Raw genomic sequence first — 16,711 nt, forward strand, 5'->3', positions numbered from 1 at the left:
GCTTGCACAAGCGGACAGTTCTCATCTCAGGCTCAATCCTCAGCCAAAGTGAAGACGGCGCACGGCTCGGCGATGCCGCGCAGGGCGTGCTCGCCGAGCGGCGTCAGCGCGGCCTGGGTATTCGCCGCCACGGCGCCTGAGATCAGCACGCTGTGGCCGAGCGGCTTGCAGAGCCCTTCCAGCCGGCTGACCAGATTGACCGCCGGGCCGATGGCGGTGAAGTCAAGCCTGTCGGCGGCGCCGATATTGCCCCAGAGGATTTCGCCGAAATGCAGGGCGGCCCCGAAGGGCAGCGGCGCCAGCCCCTCAGCCTCACGCATCCGATCGAGATGAACCATGCCGGCGCGGCAGGCGGCGACAGCCCGAAGCGCCGCCTCACAGGCCTCTCGATCAGCTCCGGCCCCGTTGCCGGAAGCAGCAGTGACGGGAAAGATCGCCAGCACGCCGTCGCCGATGAATTTCAGCACCTCGCCGCCGAAGGCATGCACGGCGCCGGCGACGCGGTCGAAATAAGCGTCGAGCGCGGATATCATCGCCTGCGGCTCCGTCACTTGGGAAATCGCGGTGAAATCCCGCAAATCGGCGCAGAGAAGAGCGGCGCGAATGGTTTCGCCGGTCCCCCGGGCAAGCGCACCCGACTGAACGCGAGCCGCACTGCGCCGGCCGAGGTAGGCTTCCAGCAGCGCCGCCTGCGCTTCCCGCGCCGCAAGGGCTGCGAGCGGCGCCGCAGCAAAACGCGCGACGTCCTGCAGCCGCGCGGCTTCATCAGGAGAAAATTCGTCCGCCCCTGCCCCCTTGCCGATGCCCGCCCAGCCGAGCACGGCGCCGTCCCGCGAAGCTCCAATCCTCTCCTCCCAAACCGGCCCGAGCCCGGCTAGCCATTCGCGCCCGGCATCGCTTTGCGGTGCGGCGGCAAACCCCAGCGCCTCGATGACGGCTCCGGTTTCCGCCCGCCACAGCCAGCTACGCCGCGCTATGATCGGATGCGGCACCGAAAGTGTCAGCGCGCCGCCGGAAAGCTCCAGGCCGTCGGCCAGCAGCCGGCGCCCGAGCTCGGCCAGAAACCGTTCGGGGCCGGGCGAAGCCGCAGCCTCGTCAATCAGCCAGGCAATGGAGGAAGGCAGATCCATGGGTTAACATTGGCATTTGCAACAGGACGCGGGCAACCCCGGGACATCAGCCTGACACCTGTGGTGGATTTCCTATCGGCACTTGCCCCCGCCGAGTCCCTCCGCAACCCTGTCAACCCCACCTCCAAACAAGTCTGTGGAAAACCATTCATCACGGTGGAAAACAACCCAATAAACACCTTTAAATTGCGCGACATTGATTCGATTATGTGCGAACTTGTCATTAGCGATTGAGGGGTTGCTATGGGCACGACATACTGGCCGAAAGACCCGCTGGACGGGAATGACATGACGTTGCTGACGTCGATCCTTCGGCGCTGGTGCGCGCGTTATGGGATCGAGTTTACAGCCGAAGAAAGCAAACGGAAGGCGAAGGAACTCGTCGAATGGTTCGAGTTCGGTGTCAAGGATCCGGCCGAGCTCGAAGAGCTGATCGACGGAAAGCACTGGCTCGTCAGCCGCATCTGAGCGCAGCGTTATTTCAGCTGATAAAGGCCGGGCGAAACATCGCACCGGCCCTCGTTCGTTTGCCTCTGTCAAAGAGTTTTAGTAGTCATCGCGCCAGCGACGTTCGCGGTCCCAGCGCCCCTCATAGCGCCAGCGCGGGCCATCCCAATCGCGATGACGCCGCTCCCAGCCCCAGCGGGGCGGACCGCCATAGAAAGCTACAGGCGGCGGGCGGCGCCAGTTGCGCCGGCATTCGCCCCAGCGGGTCAGATGCCAGCCGCGACCACAGGCGTAGTCGACCTTTGTGACAGTGCTCTCAACCTTGATTGCCCCGATCGGCATCGCCTGAGCTGTGCCAATCGAGAAGCTGCCAGCGAGCAAGGCAGCCGCGATAGAAAGTGCCTTCATCGAAAACTCCATTTCATCCAGCCGCAATCACCTTAGGACCGCCAAATTGAACTGGAGATGAACTGCGCGTTCATGTTGCGGACGATAAAGCAGCACTTTTTTTGACCGCAGCGGACCGTTCTTCCCGTAGCGTCAAGCGCTTGGGGAGCATCCCGTCGCCTGCCGAAAACCGTTCATGTCCTTCCGTAAAAAGGATCTGGACCCGGGTCCCGCCCGACCGCGACTTCCGTGAGCCGGCCGAGATAATGCGCCCAGCCCTCCTCATGACCGGCGCATTGCTCCGCACTCGGCAGACCGCTGTGGGTGAGCCGCAAAAGCGTTCCTCCTCCTTGCTCGATCAGGTCGATCTCGACCAGGCTCGATCCCGGCGGCACCACCTCGCTGCCATCCCAGCCGAAGCTGTAGGCAAGCCGATGCACCGGCACCACCTCGCGAAACGAGCCACGCGCAAAACGGGCGCCGGTGACGTTGACGAGATAGAGCCCACCCGGCTCCGGCTCGACCTCGGCCTCCGTCCCCATCCAGCGCAGGATCTTCTCGGGATCGGTCATCAGTGCAAACACCGCCGCCGGCGGCGCCGCAAGATGCGCCTCGCGGCGCACGACGAAAGATTCTGGCATCGCTCTCTCCCATGATTGCTGCTCTACCCCTCAATGAGGCCGAGCAGCATGCTTTTTCGACATGGATGTCCTCAGCGGAAGCATGTAGGTGGATGCGCGCGCTGCGCAAGGGTGATGGGGCACGTGCCCTTCGGACGAAAACGTCTTCCCTATTGCCAGCCCGCCGCCTTGGCCCTATTGTCCGCGCCGTTCTCAGGGCGGGGTGAAAGTCCCTACCGGCGGTATGCAGTTTCGATTGCGAGCCCGCGAGCGCCTTCCTCGGAAGGGTCAGCAGATCAGGTGAGATGCCTGAGCCGACGGTCATAGTCCGGATGAAAGAGAACGTGCGCTGCTGCTGCCCTCCGGGCTGGCTGCGGATGCTCGTGATCGCCTTGGGTGATGTGTCTGTACGCCAAAGGAGATTACCATGACACCCACCCGTTATGCCTTCGTCAAAGCCGGCTGGCACGCCGATATCGTCGACCGTGCGCTCGAAGGTTTCCAACAGCTTGTTCCCGCCGAACAGATCGACGTATTCGACGTCCCCGGCGCCTTCGAAATGCCGCTGCTGTCGCGCGATCTTGCCGCGAGCGGGCGCTATGCCGCCGTCATTGCCGCCGCCTTCGTCGTCGATGGCGGGATCTACCGCCACGAATTCGTCGCCCAGGCCGTGGTCGATGGCCTGATGCGCGCCGGCATGGATACCGGCGTTCCGGTGCTGTCGGTCTCACTGACACCGCATCACTATCAGGAAACGGAGCATCACACGCAGATCTACCGCGCTCATTTCGTCGAAAAGGGCCGCGAGGCTGCGCGCGCCGCTCTGATGATCGGCAAAACGCGCGCCGCCCTTGCTGCTTAAAAGCTAGCGCAACAGACGGCGGGATGGCCCGCCGTCTTCTTCATGTCGACAGAAGAATTGATTCGACGCTCCACCCGGGCTGTGGTCCACTCGATCCCGACATGTATCGCCATTCTTAATGCGTCCAAACCTCAAGGGAGCTGAAGATGAGCAATGCAATGCGCAGTGAACCCCCAACCGAATCCATGAAAACACGACCGGTCGACACCAAGCTCGAAGTGGTCGTCATTCCCGTTTCCGACGTCGACCGTGCCAAACGTTTTTACGAGAGCCTTGGCTGGAGGCTCGACGCCGATTTCGCCAATGACGCCGATTTCCGCGTGATCCAGTTCACCCCACCGGGCTCCGGTTGCGCGATCATCTTCGGCAAGAATGTCACCGCCGCCGCTCCCGGCTCCGCCCAAGGCCTCTATCTCATCGTCTCCGACGTCGAGGCCGCAAGGCGCGATCTCATCGCCCGCGGCGTCGAGGTGAGCGAGGTCTTCCACGATGCTTCAGGCGTCTACGCCGGCAAGGACGAGCCCTATCTCTTCGGGCGCCTGCGCATCGCCGGCCGCGACCCCGACCACCGCAGCTATCGTTCCTTCGCCTCGTTCAAGGATCCCGATGGCAACGGCTGGCTGTTCCAGGAAGTCACCACACGCCTGCCAGGACGCATCGACGCCGATGAGACGGCCTTCTCGACATCGAGCGACCTCGCGGCCGCCCTCCGCCGCGCCGCCGAGGCCCACGGCGAACACGAGAAGCGCAATGGCGGCAAACACGACGAGAACTGGCCGGACTGGTACGCCGAATACATGGTCAGCGAACAGGCCGGCAGGCAGCTGCCGTTATAGGTGGCGGCACGGAGCAGCCGCCTTGCCCGTCGGCACCTCAAGGTGAGGCTCTTCGAGTGGCAGATGCTTTCTTCTTTGCTTTGTCGGTATGCCATGTGACAACCACACGGCATACCCTCTCCGGGCTCATCAGGTCGCGACTCACCGATCGAATATATCCCGCCACTGCTTCTCGCCTATTAGACAGTCCGCCGTCGGCGCGTCGGCGGCTATCCTCTCCACCGTCGGCGAGGGTGAAATGCCGCTGATCTCGAGCACCAGCTTGCGGCGCACGGCGATGGCGAAATCCTCAATCCTGTGGACCGGCAGCACGAAGCTGCCGGGGCCGCCGATCACGCAATCGGCGTAATATTTGTCGAGCCCTCCGGGAGCATCGGAAGGACGCAGCATTATCGCCAGCCCGTTGATGATCATGCCCGACGCCACCGCCTTGTCCCTGGTGCCCGTCACCGGGCTGCCGGAATTGTTCGGACCGTCGCCGGAGACGTCGATCACCTCACGCCTGCCGCGAAAGGGTCCGGTGGTGATCATGCTGGCGCCCTGATCGATGGCTGTTGAGATCGAGGTGCGCCGTTGCGTGGCTATCGGCCGGGCGCCAAGCTTATCGGCGAAGGCGATCGCATCCGCTTCCGTCTCAATCACCTGCCAGTCGATCATCGAATCCTGGACGACATAGCCCGCCCATTCGAAATAGCTGATGGCGATGCGGCCGGTGAGCCCGCCCTTGACCGCATCGATGAATTCCTTGTGCTTGAGCGCCTCGACATAACCGTCGCGCTGAATGCCGATCTCTTCGAAATCCATTGACCGCGAGGTGTCGACGGCAAGCACCAGCGTCACATCAACCTCGTTTGCGCCCGCCCCAGCTGTCGGCACGACTCCGGTAAGACCCATGAGCACCGCAAGTGTGGCCAGCATCGGCAAATCCCCGCGCATCGAGCAGGGAAATGTAACACAGCTTGGCCGGCGAAGGACGCCCGGCCTCGTGCGGGGTTTCAATTTTCAGTGATATCAGGAGCGCCTGCCTTGCCCCTCGAGGCCGCTGCGGGGAACTCATAGAGAGACTCTCCTGCCATGCAGCTTTCCAGGACCTCAACGCAAAGGCGACCATAAAGGGTTCTTCCACGCCTTCAGCGCTTCCAGAAAAACCTGCAGGCGCAGCGGCAGGAAGCGGCGGGTGGGATAGACGGCGTGCACGAAGATTTCCGGCGAGGACCAGTCCGGCAGCAGGCGAATGAGCTCGCCTCCGTTGATCTCTTCGTCGCAATAGGTCGAAGGCAGCAGCCCGATACCGTGGCCGCGATAGGTAAAGGCGCTGACCGCCTCGAAGTCCCGACTGGAGACCGGCCCGGACACGCGCACGTGGGCCGACTTGCGGCCGCTGACGAGATGCCAATCCGCCTCGCCGTTGCGGCCGTTCAGGAGCACGCATCGATGATCCTTCAGGTCCTCGGGCTTTGATGGAAGGGCCCTGCCCTCAAGATAGTCGGGCGTCGCAACCAGATAGCGCACACTCCGGCCGAGCCGCTGCGCGACGATGGAAGAATCCTTGAGTTCGCCGAAACGAATGGCGACATCGACATTCTCGGCGACCAGATCGAGGAAAAGGTTGGTGACGAAGAGATCGATCTGGATATCGGGATATGTCCTCAGGAAGGACGAGATGAATTCGTAGAAGACGTCCTGCCCGAAGATGACGGGCACGGAGATCTTCAGCGGGCCTTCCGGCTGCCTCTGCGTCTCCGTCAGCGCCTGCTCGGCGTCCATGAGATGGGCGAGCGGCTCGCTGCACCTGTCGTAATAGGCCCGACCCTGTGCGGTGAGGCTGAGCTTGCGGGTCGTGCGCTGCAGCAGCGTTACGCCGAGCTGCTCTTCGAGGGACGTCACCTTCCGGCTGACGGTTGAAACCGGCATGCCGAGGGAATGGGCCGCACGGCTGAAGCCGCCATACTGCGCCACCTTCACGAAAACGGCGATGTCGTTGAGATCGGCCATGCGCCCACTTTTGCACTGATGCAAAAGAGAATCCAGATATTTCCATCTAATCGGGGAATGGAGTTTTCGCCATCTTCCTCTTGCGAAAACGAACAACAAGCCGATGGCGGCGCGATCGCGGCGGCCCCATCTCGAGCGACCCGGCCGATCAGGCGCGACGTTGCCCGAACCAGATCACGGAGTTCAACATGACTACGAATAAGACTGTCATCGTCACGGGCGCCTCCCAGGGTATCGGCGCAGCCTCGTCAACGCCTTTATCGCGCGCGGCTACAATGTCGTCGCCACCTCGCGCCGGGTCAGCGCCTCGGACGCCTTCGAGGCCTCCGACCGGCTGGCTCTCGTCGATGGCGACATCGGCGATGCCGAAACCGCAGCGCGGGTTGCAAAGACCGCGATCGATCGCTTCGGCTCTATCGACGCGCTCGTCAACAATGCCGGCATCTTCTTGGCCAAGCCGTTTGTCGATTTCACGATGACGGATTTCCGGACGTTGTCTTCGACCAATCTCGAAGGTTTCATCCATCTGACCCAGCTGGCCGTCAGACAGATGCGCGCGCAGAAGTCAGGCGGCAGCGTCGTCAGCATCACGACGCCATTGACCGATCATCCGATCGCCGGCTTCTCCGCTTCGGTGTCGATGATGACGAAAGGCGGCATCAACGCCATCTCCAAAAACTTGGCGATGGAATATGCGAACGAGAAAATTCGCTTCAATATCGTCGCTCCCGGTGTCGTGGACACGCCACTGCACAAGGACAATCCGAAGGATTTCCTGAGCACGCTCTCTCCGATAGCAGGCATTTCCAATGTCGACGAGATCGTCGAAGCGGTCCTCTTCCTGACGGAAGCCCCACGCATCACCGGGGAGGTGCTGCACGTCGACGGCGGCGCACATCTGGGCAAATGGTAAACCATCAAAAAGCGCAGGCAGCCGGCGCGGAACAGCGGCTGCGGGACCTCGGCATCACGCTTCCCCCGCCGCCGACGCCCTTCGGGGCCTATGTCGAGGCGATCCGGACAGGCAATCTCGTCTTCTTCAGCGGCATGCTGCCGGTCGTCGACCGCAAGCCGCGGTATATCGGCCGCATCGGCGGCGCGTTGACATTAGAGGACGGCAGGAAGGCCGCCGAAACGGCGACGCTCAGCGCCCTCGCCGCCGCCAGAGAGTACCTCGGCTCGCTGGACAGGGTCGTCAGCGTCGTCAAGCTCGGCGTCTATATCGCGACCGAAGGCGATTTCCGCGACCACCCGAAGGTCGCTGATGGAGCATCCGAAATGCTGCTCCAGGTCTTCGGCGAGGAAAGACTCTCCGGCCGCGTCGTCCTCGGCGTCGCAAGCCTGCCCTTAGGTGTGCCGATCGAGATCGAGCTCGTCCTCGAAGTCGAGGATTGAATGGTCAGGGCGTGCCTCGGCGCGCCCTGCCTCCCTGAGGTCGCCGCCTCACTCTCACCCCGCCGCCAAGAGCAGCACATAGGCGATCACGCTCACCATCAGCCCGCGAAAGGCAAAGATGACGCAGCGATACTTGTTGCAGGCGATGGCGGAGAGGATGTTGGCGTTTTCGAAATACTGGTCGAAGAGGTAGCGCTCGTCACGGCGGACAGCCGCCTCGAAGAACATGTCGCGATGCTTGGGCCAGGCGCCCCAGAACAGCGACGTGGAGGTGCCGAGACGCCGCGGCAGCACGACGAGAATCGCCGACAGCATTGAGAAGACCGAAGCTGCGGCAAGCAGGCCGGAGAACAGTATGCTGCCCGGCGTACCGCCGGTGTAGCGCCCCAGGCTGAAGACGGCCCTCACCTCGCTGGAGCTTACCAGAAAGGCGAGCATGAAAGTAAAGATATAAGCCGCCTTCTGATCGGATATTTTGATCTGATCATAAAATATGTCATTGATTTTCTTGATATGATCGAAATACTCGGTACTGACGTCCCCGCTCGAGGGATTGCTCAGCATTACCTCAGTGACACTTTCAAATTCGCTCACCTGAATACTCCATACCTCAAAGTGTTTCCCTGATATTACACTTGTTGGCGAAAGCAAGAACACGTGTGCAACATGCTTGACTTTTCCACTCTACGCGGACAAAGGGGAAGCGGGGTATGGGGTCGAGGACATGCGGGGTTATTCCAGTAACATCTGTCGCATCGGGGTGGCGCTTGCATTTGCCGTGCCTGGTTTCGGACTGCCGGCAATGGCCGATCCCGTGCCGCGCGCCACGCCGGTCGCCGGCTCAGTCATTGCCCGCAAGACCGGTGAGGAAGTGCGATTCATCGACGTGTCGGACTGGCGCGTCGTTGACATCAATCAGGATCTCCTCACCGGCGACGTGCTGCGCACCAATGCCAACGGCCAGCTCGCCATTGTCTTTTCCGATCACACGCAGGTCCGCCTCGGTCGCAATTCGTCGCTGCAGGTCAAGAAGATGGCCGCCAGCGGCGATACGGTGCTCAATCTCCAATCCGGCACCATCTGGGCACGCGCCGAGCGCGGCGGCCAGGGCCTGACTGTGGAAACACCGGCTGCCGCAGCAGCTATCCGCGGCACCGACTGGACGATGACCGTCGAAGACGCCAAGACCTCGATGATCGTGCTCGAAGGCCGCGTGGCGCTCAGCAACCCGCAGGGCAGCGTCGATGTAAGTGAGGGCGAAGGCGCCGTGGCGTCCATTGGCCAGGCGCCGCACAAGATCCTCAGCGTCAATCCTGACGACCGTGAACAGATGCTCTTTTATCTGGACCTGCGCGGCGGCTTCGACTTGCTGCCGACGTCGCCGCTGCGAGCCGATCGCATGGCGACCGAGCGTCGCCGCCTGCTGGCGCTGGCTCCCGAGCGCCGCACCACCGAGGACTGGTTGGAACTGGCCGAAGCGCAGAGCGCCTACGACGGACGCCAGGCAACCACCGCAACACTGCAGAATATCCGCGGCCGCAAGCTGACGGCAGCCCAGCAGGCGCGCGTCGACCTGATTGACGCCACCATTGCCGGCTCCGAAAAGCGCTATGGCGATGCCGCAAAGCTCTTCCAGAAGGCCCTGCCGCAGCTCGACCCGACGCGTCGCAACATGGCGCAATATGGTGGCTATTTCGCCCGCTCCCTCGCTGACCCCTCCCATGCCGAACCGCCGCCGGCCAATAGCGCCGGCCCTTATGGCGCAATCATGCAGGCCTATACCGCAGGCTTCCTGGAAAACCCGCGCGCAGCGCTCGAGATAATAAAGAAAGCGGAACGGCGCTATCCCGATGACCCGACCCTGCCGGCGGTCCGCGCCGAGTTGGCGCAGCTCACCGATGACCGTGAGCAGATGAAGGAGGCGATAGAACGCTCGCTGGCGCTCGACCCCGACCATCCGATGGCGCTCTCCGCCCGCGCCGAATACAAGGCAGCCTATGAAAGCGATACAGACGGCGCTCTCGCGGACCTGAACCGCGCAATCGAGCTTGCGCCCGGCTCGTCGGGCACGCTGAACTCGCTCGGCCTGCTGCAGAGTTCGCGTGACGCCAATGGCGAAGCGGAGGAGGCCTTTCTCAAGGCGATCGCGCTCGATCCGCAAGATCCAGTGGCGCATGCCAATCTCGCGATCCTCTATCTCGATCAGGGGCGCATGAAGGAAGCCAAGCGCGAGATCGACACGGCGCTCGCCGCCGAGCCGGGCTTCGACATCGCCATTCTCGCCCGCGGCCGCTACTACCTGCAGATAGGAGAGCGCGACAAGGCGCTGGAAGACCTGCTCGCCGCCAGCACCGCCAACCCCACCCACTCGCAATCGCAGCTGATGCTCGCCGCCGCCCATTATGAAAAGGGCGACCGCATCCCCTCCGAGCAGGCGCTCGACAATGCCGACCGACTGGACAACAACGATCCGGCGATTCCAGCCTTCCGCACGGCCGTCGACATCGACGACTATGACGCTGATGGTGCGATCCGCAATGCCCAGGAATTTCTGCGTCGCTCGCGTGCCCGCGGCGGCGATTACAGCGGTCTTGGCGCCAATGCAAGCGCCGGCTCGACGCTGAACAACGCCTTCCGACTGCAGGGCCTGGATGCCTGGGGCCGCTATTATGGCGATGCCGTTTTCGATCCTTTCGAAGGCAGCGGCTATATCGACCAGTCGATCAAGGGCAGCATCTTTCCTTTCGTAAACGCCGCCAACTTCAGCGACGACAATATCATCCAGAACCGCGGCAATGCGTCGAGCTACTCATCCTTCATCCAGGGCTTGCTGATTTCTCCGCACATGCTCTCCGGCCGTTCGCGCTCCGCGTCGCTCTTCGATGTCCCCTTCATCGAAGGCTCGCTCGGCGGCGGCATCAACAGCGTCGACGGGCATACAAGACGTATCGGTGAAGCCGATATCCAGGGGTATTCCAATGAGACCATCCCGATCAGCTTCTACGGCAACTTGACCTGGGAAGAGCTGGCGCTCGACCGCGACTACCGGAATTTCGGCGATGTCCAGACGGACAACAAGCTGCTGGGCGCCAACGGTTATCTGACGGCAACGGTCACGCCTGATGATCGCGTGGTAGCCTTCGTCAACCATGGCAAGAATGATGGAACGCTGGACGCGCAAACGCAGGGCACGGTCCTGACGGACCTGTTCAATTTGGCGGGCATTCCGATCAGAACGATAGTAACGTCGGAATATTTCCGCCGCGATGTGGAGAACGAGCTAACCAATGCCGGCATCGGCTGGAGCCACACCTTCGCCTATGAAAATATATTGAACGGTGCATTCCTCTATTCGGAAACCAGATCGCGGACAGCAAGCTCTCTTCAAGCCGACGATGCGCCTCTTTTCCCCCTACCCGATCCAGACATCATTCCCGTCCTTGATGGGGTCGAGGACATCTCATCCAAAACTTACATCGGGGCGCTCAGCCATTCCATCGGCAGCGGGCCGCTAACCTGGCGATACGGGATCGAGGGTGGGTGGATAGACACCAGCAAGACCGTCTCATCCCGGTCTTATGAAATCATTCCTCTCTTCCCGGTCATCCCGGAAGTCATCAGCGGTCCCAGCACAGCCAACAACACCGTCAGTATCGGTCGCGCCTATGTCGATGTGCTGCATGAGATCACGCCCGATCTCAAGGGCGAATACGCCTTGTTTGCCACGCGCCTGGAAGGCGATGGCATCGACATCAGCCGGCTGGAGCCGCGCTTCGGCCTCGCCTGGGCGCCGGTTCAAAACCACTGGCTGCGTGCCGCCTTCATGCGGCAAAGTGTTGACACCACAGTGCCGACCCTTGCCCCAATCGGCATACTCGGGCTGCAGGCCAACCAGTTCTCCACCAATCCGCAAGGCTATACAGATACGCTTGCCCTACAATGGGATGCCGAATGGACTGACCGCTTCTTCACTTCGGTGGAGTACCAGCATCAGGAACTCCACGATTTCTCGATCGATTTTCCGCTGATCTCGCTTCCCTCGGATACCAGCTTGCCGATTTCGCGCGGCAGCATCGATCGCGCTTCCGTCACTGCCAACGTCGCGCTCGGCAACGGTTTCGGTCTTTCCGCCACCTATGCCTATATGGATTCGGAGAACAGGGACCCGCTCGAGCCGATCTACGGTGGCCCCCTTCCCTTCATACCGCAGAACTCCGGACAGATTGCGCTGACCTGGGTGAACGAAGCCAAGGTCAAGGCCACAGTTGCCGCCAACTATATCGGCGAGCGCGACGGCGATCGGTTCGGCACCAAGCTCGACGATTACTGGACCCTCGACGCTCACCTGGTCTGGGAGCCGTTCGACAAGCGGGTCGAGCTGGAGGCAGCCGCCTATAACCTGCTCGATGAGGACTTCGAGATCACGCCCGGCGTGCCCGGCTGGGGCCGCGCCTTCAAGGGCACGCTCAAAGTCCGCTTCTGATGCGGATGCGGGACAAGCCCCGGCAGGCTAGGCAGATCAGGAGCCGTCATCTCAGGCTCCTGATACTGTCGCTGACCACGCTGATCGCCATCTCGCTCCTGTCGCGCCTCCCCGCCTGGTCGCTGCTGGAGCTCAGAAGCTTCGACTATCTGTCGACCGTCGACGATCCCCGTCCGCCACCCGGCGGGCCGGTCATCGTCGCCATCGACGAACCCTCGCTTGCCGATATAAACGCGCAATGGCCCTGGCCGCGCAGCCTGCATGCCGAGCTCATCAGCCAGTTGCGCGCCGCCGGCGCCCGCGTCATCGGCCTTGATATCATCATGGCCGAACCCTCATCATCGGATAATGACGCGGCGATCACCAGGGCCGTCGGCCCCGATGTCGTGCTGGCCGGCGACGAGACGCTGATCGAGACGCCGCAGGCATCGCAACTGATCCGGGCGACACCCCTGCCGCAATTGACCGAAGCGGGCGCCGTCACCGGCATCGCCTCGATCGATCTGAGCGGTGACGGCATCTTCCGACGCATCCCGGGCTATGAGGATGGCTTCGCGGCGATGCTGGCAAAGGCCTCGGGCGTGGCGCCCGAAGCGCTGCCTGCCGGCCGGCTTATCCAATCCTTCGGCCCGGCCCGCAGCTATCCCACGGTCTCCTATTACCAGGCGCTTGACCCGAAGAACCTGCTGCCGCCGGGCTACTTCAAGGACCGCGTCGTGCTCGTCGGCCTCAGCCTGCAGAATGCGCCCGCCATCGACAAGGGTGGCGTCGACGCCTTCGCCACACCCTATACAGTTCATACCGGCAAGCTAGTCTCCGGCGTCGAAATCCAGGCTACGATCTACGACAATATCCGCGGCGGCCTGTCGATCGCCGAGGCCCGGCTGCCGACGGTAGCCGCCTGCATCCTGATATCGGTGCTGCTTGCCGCCGCCACCGTCTGGCGCTCAACGGGCTGGCTGACGGTCGTGAACAGCGTGGCGGCCCTCCTCGCCTTCGCGGCCGTCAGTGCCGCCGGCATCCGGCTCACCCATGTCTTCGTTTCACCGCTCGGCCCGACGGTCGCCTATATCTCGGTTGTCTTCGGCCAGGCCGCCTTCGATTTCGCCGAGGAGCGCCGCAACAAGCGTCAGATCACCCGCGCCTTCGCCCAATACATCTCGCCCGATCTCGTCAAGCGCCTGTCGAGTGACCCGTCGCAGCTGAAGCTCGGCGGCGAGCGACGCACGCTTTCGGTTCTGTTCTCAGACGTGCGCGGCTTCACCACGATCGCCGAGACGCTGAAAGATGATCCGGAGCAGCTGACCGGCCTGATCAACCGGTTGCTGACGCCGCTTTCAGACGTGGTAATGGATCACGGCGGCACGATCGACAAATATATGGGCGACTGCATCATGGCCTTCTGGAATGCGCCGCTCGACGACCCCGACCATGCGCTTCACGCCGTGCGCGCCTCGCTCGCCATGCAGGCGGCGATTTCGCGTCTGAACGGTCAGCTGGAGCGGGAGGCGGCCGCACTCGGCCGCAAGCCGCATGTCTTGAAGATGGGCGTCGGCATCAACACCGGCGAGTGCATCGTCGGCAACATGGGCTCGACCCGCCGCTTCGATTATTCCTGCCTTGGCGACAGCGTCAACCTCGCCTCCCGCCTCGAAGGCGCCTCGAAGAATTACGGCGTGGCGCTGCTGCTCGGCGAGGAAACCGCAAGGCTGGTCGCTGACACCTATATCGTCGTCGAACTCGACCGCATCATCGTCAAGGGCCGCACCGCCCCCTCACCCGTCTTCACCGTCGTGCACAAGGCCGACGCCAAAGCGCTGGCCGCCCACCAGGCATTCATCGACGCCAAATATGCCGCCACGCTCGCCCCGTCGGACCCGGTCTTCGACAAGCTGGCCGCCGATATTCCCGAGCTTGCCGGCTATTACGCGATCGTGCGGGATGGGCTGGCCGCCGATGGCGAGGAATGACCTGAGGGACTAGATTTCACCAGCAGGCGGCTTCGGACTAGGGGTTAATCCTAGCGACCCGCTGACCGCAGCCTCGCAAACTCAGGGGCAACGACTGCGATGAACACCCCGGTATTGCCCAAAGCCCTCGCCGACAGCATCGCCCCATGGACCGATGCCATCAGCATTTGCGCCTGCTCCTCCGGCCGCTTTTCCAGCTGAAACAGACCTTGCTCGACCCCAGCCTCCAGCACCGAGGTTAGCCAGCCGGCGAGATTCTGGAAATGCGCGCGGACGCGGGATGCGACCTCGTCCGGCAGCATTTGCATTTCACTCGCCAGCATTGCGCAGACGCAGAACGGCTGCGAGGCATCCCGAATGCATGTGTGCCAATAGTCGATATAGAACTGCAGCTGATCGGCCGGGTTTGCGGCCTGCTCGCGCAGAGACTGCAGACCCGCCTGCGCCTGCTTGATGTAGCGATCCACCAGCGCCGAGACGAGATCGGCCTTCGTGGGAAAATGATGGTGGATGCTCGCTTTCCTGATGCCGATGGCAGCCGAGATATCGGCATAGCTGAAGCCGTTATAGCCTCCCGCAACAATGAGAGACTGTGCGATGTCGAGGATTTTATCGGAAGTCGAAGCCATTGCTTTCATAGCGTCGCCTATCTTTTGGTAGGCATATTGTCAAGCCTATTGCTGTCCTCATCCCCTCACAAGAAGGTGTCCGGCCATGGCGTTGACTCGATCCAATAGACTTCCTACTAGTAGGTAGCCAAAAAAACAGGGAACCCTCCGATGCAAAGCTTTTCCTCAAGCCAGTCCAACTGGCTGCCATCCTATTATTTCACACGTGCCGCATTCTCCGTCACCTGGATTGCCACCGCCATTCTGTTGGGGCGTCAGTCTGGCCCCGCCGCCTTTCTGCTGGTGATCTACCCTCTATGGGATGCGCTGGCCAATCTGGTCGACGCCCGGGCCAACGGCGGCCTGAAGGCCAACCCGTCCCAAGCGCTGAATGTCGTGGTCAGCACGATCATGACGCTCACCGTCATCATCGCCGTCAGCAGCAGCACCTATGCGGTTCTTGCCGCGTTCGGCGTTTGGGCGATCTTCTCCGGCCTGTTGCAACTCTATACCGGCGTCAGGCGCTGGCGCCTCTACGGCGCCCAATGGGTGATGATCCTGAGCGGCGCCCAATCGGCCCTTGCCGGCGGCTTCATGATCAGCCAGTCCCTCGGCACCACGGCGCCGACGATCCTGGATATCGTCCCCTATGCGGCATTCGGAGCATTCTACTTCCTGCTTTCGGCAATCTGGCTCGTCGTCGCATCCTATCGCAAGGCGCAAGCATAGACGCTGTCGGTCCTGCGGCGGCAAGTTCGAAGCCGCTTGCCGCCGTTGAAAGGCCGACCGCCAGTGTGGCCTGCGATTTGCGGAAGACGATCAAGCTCTTTCGCGCTATGAAGAGTGACCGCATATCCCGCCCACAGACCCTGAGGTCACTCCATGGCTTTGAAAGTCCTCTTCATTGGCGGCACCGGCCAGATCTCCCATCCATGCGTCGAACGCTCCGTTGCCGAAGGCCATCATGTCAGCGTCTTCAATCGCGGCCTGAGAAGCGCCGCCTTGCCTGAGGGGGTAACCTCGATCGTCGGCGAACTTGGATCGGCCGCCTATGTCGATCTCGCCAGGGCGAATTACGACGTCGTCTGCCAGTTCATCGCCTTCACGCCGGATCAAGTGTCGCGTGACATCGGGGTCTTTTCGGGCAATTGCGGCCAATACATCTTCATCTCATCGGCCTCGGTCTACGAAAAGCCGCCGCGTCATTACGTGATCTCCGAGGAGACCCCGGCGATCAATCCTTACTGGCCCTACAGCAAGGCCAAGATCGCCTGCGAGGAACTGCTCAGGAAATCCGGCGATCTTGCATGGACGATCGTCCGCCCCAGCCACACCGTCCGCACCGGCCTGCCGATCATGATGGGCGACAGCGATATCATGGCGAGGCGCATGCTCGACGGCGACCCCATCATCGTGGCCGGGGACGGCCACACGCCCTGGACGCTCACCCGCTCAGTCGACTTCGCCGTGCCCTTCGTCGGGCTTTTCGGTAAAAAGGCCGCGCTGAATGAGATTTTCCACATCACCTCGGACAGAGCCCACATCTGGGACGATATTCAAAAGACGATCGCAAGATTGCTCGGCGTGGAGGCGAAGATCGTCCATGTGCCAACGGACACGTTGATCAAGTACAATCCGGAATGGATCGGCTCCCTCCTCGGCGACAAGGCATGGACGGCAATTTTCGACAATTCGAAGGTCAAGCGTGTGGCGGGCGACTTCACCTGTGCCGAGAGCCTCGATGAAATCCTCGCCGAACCGATCATGCACCTCAAGCAGCGGCTGGCCAAAAGCCGCCCGCCGAGAGGTGAACTCGATGCACTGATCGACAGGATTTGCGCGGAGCAAGGGGCTCTTGGTTAGTTTGGTCCTTTGCGGGGGCGCGGTGTCCGCGGCTGGTACAAAATTGCCGTGACGCGTTGACCACTAACGGCTCTTTGCTGCCGGTCGAGGTCGGTCCGAGCAAGGCGCGGTATGT

At 62.1% G+C, this 16,711-nt stretch carries 15 protein-coding genes, 1 pseudogene and 1 riboswitch; of the genes and pseudogenes, 9 read left to right on the forward strand and 7 right to left on the reverse strand.

Features of this window, described 5'->3' with window-relative positions:
* Positions 1 to 32: 32 nt before the first annotated feature.
* On the reverse strand, positions 33 to 1,130 hold the full coding sequence (locus NXC14_RS13930) for an adenylate/guanylate cyclase domain-containing protein (protein WP_085778634.1): 1,098 nt from the start codon (positions 1,128 to 1,130) through the stop codon (positions 33 to 35).
* 243 nt (positions 1,131 to 1,373) lie between these two features.
* On the opposite strand from NXC14_RS13930, the gene NXC14_RS13935 reads away from it, so the two are divergent.
* Positions 1,374 to 1,598: a hypothetical protein gene (locus tag NXC14_RS13935; RefSeq protein ID WP_064803538.1), complete on the forward strand. Its 225-nt coding sequence runs from the start codon at positions 1,374 to 1,376 to the stop codon at positions 1,596 to 1,598.
* 78 nt (positions 1,599 to 1,676) lie between these two features.
* On the opposite strand, the gene NXC14_RS13940 is transcribed toward NXC14_RS13935, so the two are convergent.
* Positions 1,677 to 1,985 (reverse strand): hypothetical protein, encoded by a 309-nt coding sequence (locus NXC14_RS13940; RefSeq protein WP_085778635.1) that lies wholly within the window; start codon positions 1,983 to 1,985, stop codon positions 1,677 to 1,679.
* A 173-nt stretch (positions 1,986 to 2,158) separates the two neighbouring features.
* Positions 2,159 to 2,605, reverse strand: a complete 447-nt coding sequence (locus NXC14_RS13945) for an SRPBCC family protein (protein ID WP_085778636.1) — start codon at positions 2,603 to 2,605, stop codon at positions 2,159 to 2,161.
* A 184-nt stretch (positions 2,606 to 2,789) separates the two neighbouring features.
* A riboswitch (FMN riboswitch) is annotated at positions 2,790 to 2,932 on the forward strand.
* Positions 2,933 to 3,011: 79 nt separating this feature from the next.
* Between NXC14_RS13945 and NXC14_RS13950 the strand changes: the two genes are divergently transcribed.
* Positions 3,012 to 3,446 (forward strand): 6,7-dimethyl-8-ribityllumazine synthase, encoded by a 435-nt coding sequence (locus tag NXC14_RS13950; protein ID WP_064694549.1) that lies wholly within the window; start codon positions 3,012 to 3,014, stop codon positions 3,444 to 3,446.
* Between the two features lie 146 nt (positions 3,447 to 3,592).
* The gene (locus NXC14_RS13955) at positions 3,593 to 4,282 is read left to right on the forward strand and encodes a VOC family protein (protein ID WP_085778637.1); all 690 of its coding nucleotides are present in this window, start codon (positions 3,593 to 3,595) and stop codon (positions 4,280 to 4,282) included.
* Between the two features lie 141 nt (positions 4,283 to 4,423).
* On the opposite strand, the gene NXC14_RS13960 is transcribed toward NXC14_RS13955, so the two are convergent.
* Both NXC14_RS13960 and NXC14_RS13965 read right to left on the reverse strand, forming a co-directional pair.
* Positions 4,424 to 5,200, reverse strand: a complete 777-nt coding sequence (locus NXC14_RS13960; protein WP_085780117.1) for a DUF1194 domain-containing protein — start codon at positions 5,198 to 5,200, stop codon at positions 4,424 to 4,426.
* Positions 5,201 to 5,374: 174 nt separating this feature from the next.
* On the reverse strand, positions 5,375 to 6,277 hold the full coding sequence (locus NXC14_RS13965) for a LysR family transcriptional regulator (RefSeq protein WP_085778638.1): 903 nt from the start codon (positions 6,275 to 6,277) through the stop codon (positions 5,375 to 5,377).
* A 188-nt stretch (positions 6,278 to 6,465) separates the two neighbouring features.
* On the opposite strand from NXC14_RS13965, the pseudogene NXC14_RS13970 reads away from it, so the two are divergent.
* Together NXC14_RS13970 and NXC14_RS13975 are read left to right on the forward strand one after the other, a co-directional pair.
* A pseudogene (locus tag NXC14_RS13970) lies at positions 6,466 to 7,190 on the forward strand (SDR family oxidoreductase).
* Positions 7,184 to 7,672, forward strand: coding sequence for a RidA family protein (locus NXC14_RS13975; protein ID WP_085778639.1), 489 nt, complete (start codon positions 7,184 to 7,186; stop codon positions 7,670 to 7,672). The pseudogene NXC14_RS13970 and the gene NXC14_RS13975 overlap by 7 nt, the downstream one beginning before the upstream one ends.
* Positions 7,673 to 7,726: 54 nt before the next feature.
* On the opposite strand, the gene NXC14_RS13980 is transcribed toward NXC14_RS13975, so the two are convergent.
* Positions 7,727 to 8,266 carry a Pycsar system effector family protein gene (locus NXC14_RS13980; RefSeq protein WP_085778640.1) on the reverse strand — a complete coding sequence of 180 codons (540 nt, stop codon included), beginning with the start codon at positions 8,264 to 8,266 and terminating at the stop codon, positions 7,727 to 7,729.
* Between the two features lie 130 nt (positions 8,267 to 8,396).
* On the opposite strand from NXC14_RS13980, the gene NXC14_RS13985 reads away from it, so the two are divergent.
* Both NXC14_RS13985 and NXC14_RS13990 read left to right on the forward strand, forming a co-directional pair.
* A complete protein-coding gene (locus tag NXC14_RS13985) occupies positions 8,397 to 12,155 on the forward strand; it encodes a FecR domain-containing protein (RefSeq protein ID WP_085778641.1) in 3,759 nt (1,252 codons plus the stop codon).
* Positions 12,155 to 14,125: an adenylate/guanylate cyclase domain-containing protein gene (locus tag NXC14_RS13990; RefSeq protein ID WP_085778642.1), complete on the forward strand. Its 1,971-nt coding sequence runs from the start codon at positions 12,155 to 12,157 to the stop codon at positions 14,123 to 14,125. The genes NXC14_RS13985 and NXC14_RS13990 overlap by 1 nt, the downstream gene beginning before the upstream one ends.
* A gap of 50 nt (positions 14,126 to 14,175) precedes the next feature.
* Here the strand turns inward: NXC14_RS13990 and NXC14_RS13995 are convergent, their stop codons facing one another.
* On the reverse strand, positions 14,176 to 14,763 hold the full coding sequence (locus NXC14_RS13995) for a TetR/AcrR family transcriptional regulator (protein WP_085778643.1): 588 nt from the start codon (positions 14,761 to 14,763) through the stop codon (positions 14,176 to 14,178).
* Positions 14,764 to 14,904: 141 nt separating this feature from the next.
* Here NXC14_RS13995 and NXC14_RS14000 point away from each other — a divergent pair, with 141 nt between their 5' ends.
* Together NXC14_RS14000 and NXC14_RS14005 are read left to right on the forward strand one after the other, a co-directional pair.
* Positions 14,905 to 15,462 (forward strand): DUF308 domain-containing protein, encoded by a 558-nt coding sequence (locus NXC14_RS14000; RefSeq protein WP_085778644.1) that lies wholly within the window; start codon positions 14,905 to 14,907, stop codon positions 15,460 to 15,462.
* 153 nt (positions 15,463 to 15,615) lie between these two features.
* Positions 15,616 to 16,596: an SDR family oxidoreductase gene (locus NXC14_RS14005; RefSeq protein WP_085778645.1), complete on the forward strand. Its 981-nt coding sequence runs from the start codon at positions 15,616 to 15,618 to the stop codon at positions 16,594 to 16,596.
* The last annotated feature ends 115 nt before the right edge of the window (positions 16,597 to 16,711 follow it).

It is taken from the genome of Rhizobium sp. NXC14, assembly GCF_002117485.1.
GTDB lineage: Bacteria > Pseudomonadota > Alphaproteobacteria > Rhizobiales > Rhizobiaceae > Rhizobium.

Excerpts from the sequence above, each read along its gene's own strand:
- NXC14_RS13930 (WP_085778634.1), bottom strand. The coding sequence starts at position 1,130 with ATGGATCTGCCTTCCTCCATTGCCTGGCTGATTGACGAGGCTGCGGCT.
- NXC14_RS13935 (WP_064803538.1), top strand. The coding sequence starts at position 1,374 with ATGGGCACGACATACTGGCCGAAAGACCCGCTGGACGGGAATGACATG.
- NXC14_RS13940 (WP_085778635.1), bottom strand. The coding sequence starts at position 1,985 with ATGAAGGCACTTTCTATCGCGGCTGCCTTGCTCGCTGGCAGCTTCTCG.
- NXC14_RS13945 (WP_085778636.1), bottom strand. The coding sequence starts at position 2,605 with ATGCCAGAATCTTTCGTCGTGCGCCGCGAGGCGCATCTTGCGGCGCCG.
- NXC14_RS13950 (WP_064694549.1), top strand. The coding sequence starts at position 3,012 with ATGACACCCACCCGTTATGCCTTCGTCAAAGCCGGCTGGCACGCCGAT.
- NXC14_RS13955 (WP_085778637.1), top strand. The coding sequence starts at position 3,593 with ATGAGCAATGCAATGCGCAGTGAACCCCCAACCGAATCCATGAAAACA.
- NXC14_RS13960 (WP_085780117.1), bottom strand. The coding sequence starts at position 5,200 with ATGCTGGCCACACTTGCGGTGCTCATGGGTCTTACCGGAGTCGTGCCG.
- NXC14_RS13965 (WP_085778638.1), bottom strand. The coding sequence starts at position 6,277 with ATGGCCGATCTCAACGACATCGCCGTTTTCGTGAAGGTGGCGCAGTAT.
- NXC14_RS13975 (WP_085778639.1), top strand. The coding sequence starts at position 7,184 with ATGGTAAACCATCAAAAAGCGCAGGCAGCCGGCGCGGAACAGCGGCTG.
- NXC14_RS13985 (WP_085778641.1), top strand. The coding sequence starts at position 8,397 with ATGCGGGGTTATTCCAGTAACATCTGTCGCATCGGGGTGGCGCTTGCA.
- NXC14_RS13990 (WP_085778642.1), top strand. The coding sequence starts at position 12,155 with ATGCGGATGCGGGACAAGCCCCGGCAGGCTAGGCAGATCAGGAGCCGT.
- NXC14_RS13995 (WP_085778643.1), bottom strand. The coding sequence starts at position 14,763 with ATGAAAGCAATGGCTTCGACTTCCGATAAAATCCTCGACATCGCACAG.
- NXC14_RS14000 (WP_085778644.1), top strand. The coding sequence starts at position 14,905 with ATGCAAAGCTTTTCCTCAAGCCAGTCCAACTGGCTGCCATCCTATTAT.
- NXC14_RS14005 (WP_085778645.1), top strand. The coding sequence starts at position 15,616 with ATGGCTTTGAAAGTCCTCTTCATTGGCGGCACCGGCCAGATCTCCCAT.